Genomic DNA, 12,280 nt, shown 5'->3' on the forward strand with positions numbered 1-12,280 from the left:
CATGCACGATGTATTCAGGAATCCATGCCCAGTTGCCCGAGGGCAGTAGTTGAAGAGGATAGCAATTTGCTTCGTGCGGTGTCCGCTGTTTGACCCAGCGAAGTCGTCTCGCGAAGTTTGGGTAGCTTTTTCCGGGAAATCGACCCCGGATCATCCCGGCATTCCGGTGACCCGGGCGAGGACGGCGTCGGCCTCGTCCGCGGTGAGCGGCTTGCCGGTGCCCCGCCAGGCGATGTGCTGGTCGGGGCGGACCAGCAGGGCGGCGGTCCCACTGTCGGGTGCCGGCAGCAGGCCGTCGAGGCGGACCACGGTGAGCGGGACGCCGCGGCGCTCGGCCGTCTCCGCCCACGCCTCGATGTCCGACTCCTGGTGGACCAGCAGCGTCAGGCCCGCGCCGAGCAGGTCGTAGAGGGACCGGCCGTCCGGGAGCCAGGCGTGCGGCAGCCGGGCTCCGGGGCGGGTGGACGGCTCGTAGTCGATGAGCGAGGCGACGACCGGGATGTCGTCCGAGGCATCGGACTCGTCCGGGACGACCACCGACGAGTGCGGGTACGCGTAGCCGAGGACCAGGCCGAGGCTGTGGAACTCGCCCTCCATGGTGCGCCAGACGATCTTGGCCAGCTCGCTCCGCGCCTGCTCGCCGTCGGCGCCGTCGCTCTCCAGGGCGGGGGTGGGTCGCATCGCCACCGAGGCCCGCATGGTGGCCGTGGTCAGCGCGATGGTCTCCTGCGCCACCGCGCGCCGCTCCGTCTGGTAGCTGCGCAGCAGCTCCGGGCCGCCCCACCCCTGGAGGGCGGCCGCGAGCTTCCAGCCGATGTTCACGGCGTCGCCGACCCCGGTGTTGTAACCGTGGCCGCCCCACGGCGGGTTGAGGTGGGCCGCGTCACCGGCCAGGAAGATGCGCTCCCGCTGGTAGTTGTCGGCGAGCTGCATCCGGGCGTGCCAGGTGCTGGTAGCCAGCACCTCGCAGTCCAGGGGGGCGCCGACGTACGCCTGCACCAGGGCCTCGGGCGTCATCAGGCCGTCCTGCTCCATGGTGGTGGCGCTGACGTTGATCCACCAGACGTCCTCCAGGTTCATCCGGCCCATGACGCCGGTGAAGCGGGAGTTGACGATCCAGTAGTGGACGGCGGGGCCGTGCGGCACCCGCTCCGCCAGCCCGGGGGCGCGGAAGATGATGCTGCGGTTGGCCCGGGCGTCGGCGGTACCCTCCAGGCGACCGCCGATGGCCGCCCGGGTGGTGCTGTCGGGGCCGTCGCAGCCGACCAGGTAGTCGGCGGTGATCTGCCGCGCCTCGCCGTTCTCGTCCGTCGCCTCGGCCAGCACGGCGCTGTCCGTCTGGCTGCAGCCGGTCAGCTTCCAGCCCAGGGCCAGTCGCACCGTGGGGAGTTCGGCGATCGCTTCGCGCAGCACCGTCTCCACGACGGGCTGGGCGACCTGCTGCCCGGACTCGCTGAACACGTCCCGGCGACCGGCGGTGAGGCCGAAGCACTCGTCGACGCGGGTGATCTCATGACCCAGCAGGGTGCTGCAGTACACCGCCTGCTGGGACAAACTCACCGGCAGCGATGCGGCCTTGCGCAGCCGGTCGGCCAGGCCCCAGCGGCGGAAGTGCTCCATGGTCCGGGCGCTGCTGGACTTCGCGCGCGGGCGCAGCGGCGCGATCACGGTGCGCGGCTCCAGCACGGTGCAGTCGATGCCGCGGGTGCCGAGCTCGACCGCCGTCGCCAGGCCGACGGGGCCGCCGCCCGCGATGAGGACGCTGGTGGAGTGGATCGGGGTCACGAGGTCACCTCGGCGTTGTCGTCCGCGCGGGAGTCGGCGCGGTGCAGGAATTCGGTCAGCAGGGTGTTGAAGGGCGCGCCGGTGTTCTGCGTCCCGTGGCCGCCGGGGACGACCGACCGCTGGGCGGCCAGCCGCTCGGCGAGGGCGTCGCCGATCTCCTCGAAGAGCGGGCGCTCGCCGCCGGTGACGACCAGCGTGGGGAACGCCGCCGCCCGCACCTGCTGCTCCGGGATCTCGGCATCCCAGGGCCAGGCGACGCGCGCCGTCCCCACCCGGTTCGCGAAGTCCGCCAGCGCGGCCGGCAGCGGGCTGGGGAAGGTCGCGGTGGGTTCGATACCGGCGAAGAAGGCCCGGAAGAACGCCTCGGGGTCGGCGGGCGGATCGGCGACCAGGTCGCGCATGGACCTCTCGTAGGCGTCGACGGCCTCGCTGCCGCGGGCGACGACGCTGGCCGCGCTCTCGATCAGGGTGAGCGAGCGCACCGCCCCGGGCACCGCGGCGGCGGCGTGCAGCGCGCCCAGCGTCCCGTAGGACTGCGCCACCAGGTGGACGCCGCCGGGCAGTTGCTCCTTCAGCAGGTCGGTGAGCAGCCGGGCGTCCTCCAGGTAGTCCTCGCGCTCGCTGGTGTCGCTCCCGTCGTAGTTGAGACGGGACACCAGGACGAGCCGCCAGCGGTCCGCGAGGGACAGCTGGGTCTGCCAGGAGTCCAGGGCGCCGAACGCCCCGCCGTGCACGAAGACGATCGGCACGCCGCTGCCGTACTCGGTGATCTGCATGCCGCCGGGGCCGGAGCGCTGCGACGGCACAAGGTGGGCGGCGACCGGGGCCGCCGCCGCACCGGGGGTGAGGGCGTCGAGGATGCCGGTCTCCAGGCGGGACAGGCTCGGGCCGTCGAAGAAGAGAATGCTGGGCAGCGACACGTCGAAGTTCTTGGCCACCCGGGCCTTGAGCTCCATCGCCAGCAGCGAGTCCATCCCCTGCTCGGAGAGGACGCCGTCGGCATCGATCTCCTCGGGGCTGCCGCCCAGCACCGCGGCCGCGGCCCGGCGCAGGCCGGTACGGATCCGCTGCCTGGCCTCGTCCTCCCCGCCCGACCGCAGCAGTTCCACCAGCCGCTCCCGCTCGGCGGCGGCCTGTGCACCGCTCGGACCGGCGGCTGCCCGCACGGCGCGCGGGGCGGCACTGCGGCCGGCGGCGATGGTGGCGGTGAGGGTCTCGCTGCTGATGGTGCGCACGTGCACGCCGCTGATCCGGGCCGTGCACCGCCCGTCCTCCGCGACCAGGGTCACGTCGGCGATCACCGTGCTGGAGCCGGCCGGGCTGTCCGTCACGAGCGCGTGGCACCACAGCGGTCCGCCGTCGTGGCCGAAGTACTCGAAACGTCCCAGCTCCACCATGATCAGGACGCCGTCGCGACTGTCGGCCTCTGGCTGGCAGGCGAACAGCAGCTGCAGCGCGGAGTCGACGACGCCGGGGTGCAGCCGGTAGCCGAGCGCCCGCTCGGCCTCGTCCGCAGGGCGCATCCGGGCGAGTGCCTCGCCGTCCCGCCGGGAGATGTTGCTGAGCCAGCGCGCGGACGGGCCGAGGTCGAGGCCGCGGCTGCGCAGGTTGTCGTAGAAGTCCGTCGCGGTGATCTTCGACGGGCAGCGCTCGGCCACGGCGGCCAACTCGGCGGCGGGGACCGCCGGCCCGTCCGACGCCACCGCGCTGGCGGTGCCGCGTGCGTGGAGGTCCCACTCGGTCCCGCCCGGGACCTGGCTGTGATAGCTGAACGCCTCGCCGGACAAGGTGAGTTGGGTGGTGACGGAGCCCTCGTCGGGCATCGTCAGGGCGCGCGGGATGACCAAGCCCTCGATGGTGGCCCGGGGGGAGCCGGTGAGCGTCTCGAACGCCTGGAGCAGGCTCTCCACGTAGAAGCCCGCGTTCACGATGGCGACGCCGTCCGACACGCACTCGGTGAGGCACGGGTGCACGGCGGGGGAGAGCACCGCCCGGAACTGGACCTCCTCCAGCGGGGAGGACAGCCGGGTGCCGATCAGGCTGCGGCTCGCGGCCGGGGAGCCGGACGACGGCCGGTCGGCCGGCCCGTCGCCGCCCGTGAACCAGTGCCGCTTGCGCTCGAACGGGTAGGTGGGCAGGTCGGCGCTCCGGGGGGCGCCGTGGTCGACCGCCGCCCAGTCGATGTCGGTACCGGTGGTGTGCAGCGCCGCCGCGGCATCCAGCAGGACCCGCCGGTCGTCGTGCTTGCGGCGCATGCCGGCGAGCCAGCGGTACTCGTCACTGGGGAGGATGGTGCGCGCCATCCCGGACAGGTGCGGGTGGGGGCCGATCTCGACGAACGTCCGGCACCCCAGCTCCACCAGCTTGCGCAGCGCCCGATCGAACTGAACGGGCCGGCGGGCGTGGTCGCGCAGGTAGCCGGCGTCGAAGGTGGTGGCCGTGACGGTGTCACCGGTCAGGGTGGAGACCAGGGGGATCCGGGCCCGCCCGTACGAGAACTGCTCGGCGCTGCGCTGGAACGCGTCCAGCACGGGATCCAGCAGCGGCGAGTGGAACGCGTGGGACACCGTCAGCCGACGGGTGCGGACACCGGCGGCCGCGAACGCCGCCGCCACCTCCTCCAGCGGGCCCTCGGCCCCGGAGACCACGGTGTGCTCGGGGCCGTTCACCGCGGCGATCGCCAGCGCGTCGGAGTGCGCCCGGATCGCCTCGGCGACCTGGTCCTGGCCCGCGAAGACGGCCACCATGGCGCCGCCGCTCGGCAGTTCGGACATCAGGCGGGCGCGCTCCGCCGCCAGCGCCACACCGGACTTCAGATCGAACATCCCGGCGACGCAGGCCGCCGCGTACTCCCCGATGCTGTGGCCGGCCATCGCGGCGGGCCGGACGCCCCAGCGCATCCACAGCCGGGCCAGCGCGTACTGCACGGAGAACAGCGCGGGCTGCGTGTAGCGCGTCGAGTCGATCAGCCCCTCGGTGCCGTGCTCGCCGGCCAGCACGGACAGCAGCGGGTGGTCGAGGTGGTCGGTGAGCAGCGCGGCGCACTCGTCGAGGTCGTCGCGGAACCCGGGGTCGGTCCGGTGGAGCTCCATGGCCATGCCCTGGTACTGGGAGCCCTGCCCGGTGAAGAGGAAGCCCACCTTGGGGCGCCGTCCCGCCGGCACCTCGCCGGTGCGGACCTCGGCGACCTCCTCGGCGTCGAGGTGCCGCCGCAGCCGGTCCCGCAGCGCGTCGGGGGAGCCGGCGCGCACGGCGAGGCGGTGGCCGAAGCGTGCCCGGCCGGTGTTGGCGGCAGCGGCCAGGCCGGCCACATCGGCGTCGTCACCGAGGGCGGCCAGCTTGTCGACCCAGCGCTCGGTCAGCGCGCGCAGCGCGGCGGGCGTGCGGGCCGACAGCGTCACCACGTGCTCGGTGTCAGCCGGTGCCGCCGGCCGCGGCTGCTGGGCGGGCGCCTCCTCGAGCACCACGTGGGCGTTGGTCCCGCTGGCGCCGAACGAGCTGACGCCGGCCAGCCGGGGCTGCTCCGAGCGCGGCCACGGCTTGACGGCCAGCGGGAACTCGACCGGCAGCGTCGCCAGGTCGATCGCGGGGTTGACGTTCCGCAGGTGCGGCTGCGGGGGGATCTCCTCGTGCCGCAGCGCCAGGATGGTCTTGATGATGCCCGCCATGCCCGCGGCGGCCTCCAGGTGGCCGATGTTGGCCTTGGCCGAGCCGACCACCAGCGGGGCCTCGCGCCCCGGCCCGAGGACGGCGGCCAGCGCGCCGATCTCGATGGGGTCGCCCAGCGGCGTCCCGGTGCCGTGCGCCTCCACGTAGCCGATGCTCGAGTGCGGCACCCGGGCCCGGTCCAGGGCCTCCCGGACGACGTCCTGCTGGGCCTGGCCGTTGGGCACGGTGATGCCGCTGCTGCGGCCGTCCTGGTTGATGGCGGAACCGCGGATCAGGGCCAGGATCCGGTCGCCGTCCGCCTGCGCGGCCGACAGGCGCTTGAGGACGAGCACACCGCAGCCCTCGGCGCGCACGTAGCCGTTGGCGGAGGCGTCGAAGGTCGCGCAACGCCCGTCGGGCGAGAGCATGTTGGCGCGCGACAGGACGACGAACGCCTCCGGGGCGAGCAGCGCGTTGACGCCGCCGGCCAGCGCGAGGTCGCTCTCGCCGGCCCGCAGGCTCTGGCAGGCCAGGTGGACGGAGACCAGCGAGGACGAGCAGGCGGTGTCGACCGACAGGCTCGGACCCTGCAGCCCGAGCCAGTAGGACAGCCGCCCGGCGGCGAAGGTGGAGGCGTGCCCGGTCAGGGCGTAGGCGTCCAGGCTCTCCAGCGGCAGCCGGCTCATCAGGGACTGCCAGTAGTCGTTGCCGGTCACCCCCACGTAGACGCCGGTGCGGCTCTTGGCCAGGCGGTCGGCCGCGATGCCCGCGCTCTCCAGCGCCTCCCAGCCGGTCTCCAGGAACATCCGCTGCTGGGGGTCCATGTGGGCGGCCTCGCGGGCCGAGATCCCGAAGAACGCGGCGTCGAACCGGTCCACGTCCTCGACCAGGCCGGCCCGGCGGGTCCGGATGGTGCCCTTGGCGTCGGGGTCGGCGGCGTAGTAGGCGTCGTTGTCCCAGCGCGAGGGCGGGATCTCGGTCACCGCGTCGGTGCCGGCCCGCAGCAGGTCCCAGTAGGCGTCCGGGGTGTCGGCGCCGGGCACCCGGCAGGCCATGCCGACCACGGCGATCGGCTCGGTGCGGGCCTTCTCCTGGCTCTCCAGCGCGGTCCGCAGCCGGACGATCTCGGAGAGTGCCCGGGAGACGGCTTGCTTCGTCGGGTCGTCAGTGGTGCTCATTTTTACAGGCCCATCCCTTCACGAACGTTCTCCGCACGGGCGATCTCCGCCTCCAACAGGGCGAGCAGATCGTCTTCGTCCACTTCCTCGGCCGGCTCCCGGGCCGGCACCTCGGGCGCCGGCTCCGGCGCGGCCGCCGCCACCGGCGTCACCACCGCGACCCGCTCGGCCAGGAACGACGCCAGCGCGGCGGCGTTCGGCCGGTCGAAGAGCAGCGTGGCCGGGAGCACGGCGTCGATCTGCGTCTCCAGCTCCCGCCGCAGCCGGGTGGCCATCAGCGAGTCCAGCCCCTGCTGGAAGAAGCCGTCCTCCGGGTCGAGTTCGTCGGCCTCCACCCCCAGCAGGTCGGCGACCCGCTCGCAGACCAGGGAGAGCAGCGCCTCGTACCGTTCCTCGCCCTCGACGTCCCACGCGGCCGAGCTGCCGTGGGGCGCGGGGACGGCCGGCGTTACGGGCTGCGCGGGCCGGGCGACGGGCGGCTGCCCGGCCGCCGGTGACGGCGCCTCCATCGCCCAGTAGCGGGACCGCTGGAACGCGTAGGTCGGCAACTCGACCTCCGGCCCCTGACGCCGGCCCAGCAGCGCGGACCAGTCGACCGGAACGCCGCTGACGTGCAGTTGGGCCAGGGCCCGGACGAAGTGCTCGTTCGCCGGATCGGGGGCGACGGCGCACCGCGCGACGGCGACCTTGGGGCCCGCCTCGGCGGCCACCCGCTGCACCAGGCCCAGCACGGACAGCTCGGCGACGCACTGCACGATCAGGTTGTGGCCGTCGGTGACCGCCGCCGCCAGGTGCGACGACAGCTCCGGATCGTCCGCGGTGAGCACCAGCTGCGGGGTGACGCCGTACTCCCGCCACCCGGCGAGCAGCTTCTCGTTGGCCCCGGCCGGCAGCACGAACACCGTCTTGCGCGCGGCGGCGGCACCCTCGACCACGGCGGCCGAGGCGCGCCCGTCGCCGAGGGCCCGGGCGGCGTCGACCAGCTGTGCGCGGTCCCCGCCGATCACCACGGCGCGGTGCCGGAAGAGCGAACGGGCGGTCAGCGTCCGGCCGATCGCCGCGGGAGCGTCCGCGGGATGGCGGTCGGCGTGCTCGGCGTACTGCCGCGCCTGGGCGCGCAGCGCCGCCCGGGTCGGGGCGGAGACCGTCCAGACGACCAGCGAGGGGTCGACGCCCGGCTCGGCGGCGGGTGCCGGCCGCGCCTCCTCGATGATGACGTGCGCGTTGGTGCCGCTCATCCCGAACGCGGAGACCGCGGCCCGGCGCGGCGCCTCCCGCCGGGGCCAGGGCAGCGCCTCGGTGAGCAGCTGGACCGTTCCGTCGCTCCAGTCGGCGTGCGGGGTCGGTCGGTCGGCGTGCAGGGTCCGGGGCAGCCACGCGTTGCGCAGCGCCATGACGGACTTGATCACGCCGCCGACGCCCGCCGCGGCCATGGAGTGACCGATGTTCGACTTGAACGAGCCCAGCCGCAGCGGGCGTTCGGCGTCCCGCTCGGCGCCGTAGGTCGCCAGCAGCGCGTTGAGTTCGACGGGGTCGCCGAGCGCCGTACCGGTGCCGTGGGCCTCCAGCAGGTCGACGTCGCCGGGCGACAGCCGAGCGTCGGCCAGCGCCTTGCGGATCACCGCCTGCTGGGCGAGACCGTTGGGCGCGGTGAGGCCGTTGCTGGCACCGTCCTGGTTGATGGCGGTGCCCTTGACCACGGCCAGCACGGGGTGCCCCAGCCGGCGGGCGTCGGCCAGGCGCTCCAGTAGCAGGACGCCGGCGCCCTCGGCCCAGCCGGTGCCGTCCGCGTCCGCCGAGAACGCCTTGCACCGGCCGTCCGGAGAGAGGCCGCGCTGCCGGCTGAAGCCGATGAACGCGTCCGGGCCGGCCAGCACGGTGGCCCCGCCCGCCAGCGCCATGCTGCTCTCGCCCTGGCGCAGCGACTGGCAGGCCAGGTGCAGGGCGACGAGTGAGGACGAGCAGGCGGTGTCCACCGTCATGGCCGGGCCCTGGGCGCCCAACAGGTAGGAGATGCGCCCGGCGGCGACACTCGGCGCCAGGCCGGTGATCTTGTACCCGGCCATCTCGTCGGCGTGCTCGTCGCTCTGCGGCCGGTAGTCCTGGTGGGCGATCCCCAGGTAGACGCCGAGCGCGCTACCGCGCAGCGACAGCGGGTCGATGCCAGCCCGTTCGAGGGCCTCCCAGGCCGTCTCCAGCAGCAACCGGTGCTGCGGGTCCATCGCGGACGCCTCACGGCCGGAGACGCCGAAGAAGGAGGCGTCGAAGCCGGCGACGTCGGCGAGGAACCCGCCCTCGCGGGTGTAGCTGGTGCCCGAGTGGTCGGGGTCGGGGTGGTACAGGCTCTCGAGCGGCCAGCCGCGGTCCTCGGGGAAGCCGGAGATCGCGTCGACGCCGTCACGCACCAGGTCCCACAGCTGCTGCGGCCCGTCGATCCCGGCGGGGTAGCGGCAGGCCATGCCGATGATGGCGATGGCGTCCGGGTCCTCGGGCTCGTCGGCCTCGACCGGCCGCACCGGAGCGGGCGCGGCCTCACGCGGGGCCTCGTGCGCCGTGTCCACGGCGCCGGCGACGGCCGGCTCCGTGGCGCGGGCCGGGCCCGCCTGCCGCGCCGCGGTCGCCTCCAGGTGGGCGCAGAGCAGCGCCGGAGTGGGGTGCTCGTAGGCGAAGGTCGTCGAGATCCGGACGCCGGCGGCGGCCTGGATGCGACGGTGGAGCTCCAGCGCGCCGACAGACGTCAGACCGATGCTGAGGAACGACAGCTCCGGGTCGACGTCCGCCGGGGAGGACAGGCCGGTCACCGCGGCGACATGGGCGCGCACCGTGGCCTCCAGCCGGTCACCGGTGAGCACCTCGGGGGCGTCGTCGGCGGCGGCGGGCAGCTCCTGCGGCTGCTGCGCCTCGGCCGTGGCGGTGGCGGTGGCGGTGGGCCGCTGCCACCAGTACCGGCTGTGCTGGAAGACGTAGGTCGGCAGGGCGAGCGGTAGGCCCGGCGTCGGGCCGCACACGGCGGCCCAGTCGACCGAGGCACCCCGGCTGTGCGCCGTGCCGAGCGCGCGCAGCACGGTCTCGACCTCCTGGCCCGACAGCCGGGCGGTGGCGGCCGTGTCGGCCAGGCCGCCGGAGAGCTCCGGGTCGCTGAGGCAGCCCGCGGCGAGCGCCGCGAGCGAGCCGTCCGGGCCGACGTCGATCAGGGTGGCCGCCGACTGCTCCCGCAGCGTGCGGACCCCGTCGGCGAACCGGACCGCCTCGCGGGCGTGGCGCACCCAGTAGTCGGGCGTGCACAGCTCCTCCGGCCGGGCGAGGGCACCCGTCACATTGGAGACCAGCGGGGTTTGCGGGCGCCGGTACTCGAGGGACCGCGCGACGTCCCGGAAGGCGTCCAGCATCGGTTCGAGGAGCGCGGAGTGGAACGCGTGGCTGACCCGCAGCCGGGTGGCCTTGCGGCCCGCGGACTTCCAGGAGGCGACGGCGGCCAGCACGTCGGCCTCGGGGCCCGAGACGACGACCGCCTGCGGGCCGTTGACCCCGGCGATGACGGCGCCGGAGCCGCTGCGCTCCAGCTCGGCCAGCACCTCGGCCTCGCCCGCCTGCAGGGCGCCCATCGCGCCGCCGGCGGGCAGCGCGTCCATCAGCCGGCCGCGGGCCGAGACCAGCGCGGCCGCGTCCTCCAGGCTCCACAGCCCGGCCTCGTGGGCGGCGGCGAGCTCGCCGATGGAGTGGCCGAGCAGCACGTCGGGATTGAGGCCCCAGGAGCGCAGCAGCCGGCACATCGCGGTCTCGAAGGCGAAGAGTGCCGGCTGGGCGTGGACGGTGTGACCCAGCAGTGCGGCGACCTCGGGCTCGGTGGAGAACATCACCTCCCGCAGCGGACGCGGGCCGTGCCGGTCCAGGGCCGCGCACACCTCGTCCAGCGCCTCGGCGAAAACCGGGAAGGCATGGTACAACTCCCGGCCCATACCGGCGCGGTGGGCACCCTGCCCGGCGAAGAGGAACGCCGTCCTGCCGCGCCGGACCTCGTCGGTGACGAGCCGGCCGTGCGGCAGGCCGTCGGCGAGCGCGCGCAGGGCCTGCGAGAGCTCGTCGGTCGAGCCGGCCACGACGGCGGCGCGGTGGCTGAACGCGGTGCGCGTGGTGGCCAGGGCGTGGGCCAGTGCGGCCGGCTCGATGTCCGGCTGGGCGGCCAGGCGTGCGTCGAGTCGGGCCGCCTGGGCCCGCAGCGCGCCGGCACCGTTGCCGGAGAGCACGAAGACGCTCTGGCCGGCCCCGGCCGGTCGGGCGGCCGCGGCCGCGGGCGCGGGCCGCGCCGGCGCCTCCTCGAGGACGACGTGCGCGTTGGTGCCGCTGATGCCGAAGGACGACACCGCCGCCCGGCGCGGCCGGTCCACGGCCGGCCAGGGGCGGGCGTGGTCCAGCAGGCGCACCCGGCCCGCCTCCCAGTCCACGTGCGGTGAGGGCGCGTCGATGTGCAGCGTCCCCGGCATCCGCCGGGCCCGCAGGGCCAGCACGGCCTTGATGACGCCCGCCACGCCGGCGGCGGCCTGGGGGTGCCCGAAGTTCGACTTGAGCGAGCCCAGCCACAACGGGCGGTCGGCGGGCCGGTCCTGGCCGTAGACCGCCAGCAGCGCCTCGGCCTCGATGGGGTCGCCCAGGGCGGTGCCGGTGCCGTGGGCCTCGACCATGTCGACGTCCGTGGCGGCGACCCCGGCGTTGTGCAGCGCGGTGCGGATGAGGCGGCGCTGTGCCGTGCCGTTGGGCGCGGTGAGGCCGTTGCTCGCACCGTCCTGGTTGAGCGCGGAGCCCTTGACCAGAGCCAGAACCGGGAGGTTCAGCCGCTGCGCGTCGCTGAGGCGGGTGAGCAGCAGCATGCCCGCGCCCTCGCCCAGCACGGTGCCGTCCGCCCCCGCCGAGAACGGCTTGCAGTGGCCGTCCGCCGCCAGGCCGCGCTGGATGCTGAACTCGACCAGGGTGTCCGGGGTGGACATCACGGTGACGCCGCCGGCCAGCGCGTAGTCGCACTCCCCGGTGCGCAGCGCGGTGGCTGCCAGGTGGAGCGCGACCAGCGAGGAGGAGCAGGCGGTGTCCACGGTGATCGCGGGGCCGGCCAGTCCCAGGTGGTAGGCGATCCGGCCGGACAGCACGCTGGTCTCGTTCCCGGTCATCACATAGCCCGCGAACTGCTCGGGGACCCGGTCGGTGCCGGGCGAGTAGTGCGGGGTCAGGGCACCGGCGAAGACGCCCGTGGCGCTCTCGCGCAGCTGCTCGGGCGGGATGCCGGCGCGTTCCAGGACCTCCCAGGCCGTCTCCAGCAGGAGACGCTGCTGGGGATCCATGGCCATCGCCTCGCGCGGGGTGATCCCGAAGAACGCGGGGTCGAAGTCGCCGGCGGTGTCGAGGAATCCGCCGGTGCGGGTGTAGCAGCGGCCCGGGGTTCCCGGGGTCGGGTCGTAGAGCGCGTCGAGGTCCCAGCCGCGGTCCTCGGGGAAGGTGGAGACGGCCTCGACGCCCTCCTCCAGCGCCTGCCACAGCTGCTTGGGCGTCCGCACGCCACCGGGCAGCCGGCAGGCCATCGACACGATGGCGATGGGCTCCTGGGCTCGGCCCCGCAGGGCCTTCAACTCCTGGACGAGCCGCTGGTTCTCCTTGACGGAGCGACGCAGCGCCTCCAC

General features: G+C 74.6%; 2 protein-coding genes and 1 pseudogene. All 3 read right to left on the reverse strand.

Annotation, left to right across the window (positions count from 1 at the left end; genetic code table 11):
- Nucleotides 1-150: 150 nt before the first annotated feature.
- Nucleotides 151-1,785, reverse strand: coding sequence for an FAD-dependent monooxygenase (locus IH61_RS0110620; RefSeq protein WP_031068121.1), 1,635 nt, complete (start codon nucleotides 1,783-1,785; stop codon nucleotides 151-153).
- Nucleotides 1,782-6,611, reverse strand: coding sequence for a type I polyketide synthase (locus tag IH61_RS0110625; RefSeq protein WP_051836754.1), 4,830 nt, complete (start codon nucleotides 6,609-6,611; stop codon nucleotides 1,782-1,784). The genes IH61_RS0110620 and IH61_RS0110625 overlap by 4 nt, the downstream gene beginning before the upstream one ends.
- A gap of 2 nt (nucleotides 6,612-6,613) precedes the next feature.
- Nucleotides 6,614-12,202, reverse strand: a pseudogene (locus tag IH61_RS47710) (beta-ketoacyl synthase N-terminal-like domain-containing protein); the annotation flags it as partial.
- Between the last annotated feature and the right edge of the window lie 78 nt (nucleotides 12,203-12,280).

The organism is Streptomyces sp. NRRL WC-3742 (genome assembly GCF_000720635.1).
Taxonomy (GTDB): Bacteria; Actinomycetota; Actinomycetes; order Streptomycetales; family Streptomycetaceae; genus Kitasatospora.

Bases quoted from the DNA above. Each gene is read 5' to 3' on its own strand.
- IH61_RS0110625 (WP_051836754.1), bottom strand. From the start codon at position 6,611: ATGAGCACCACTGACGACCCGACGAAGCAAGCCGTCTCCCGGGCACTC.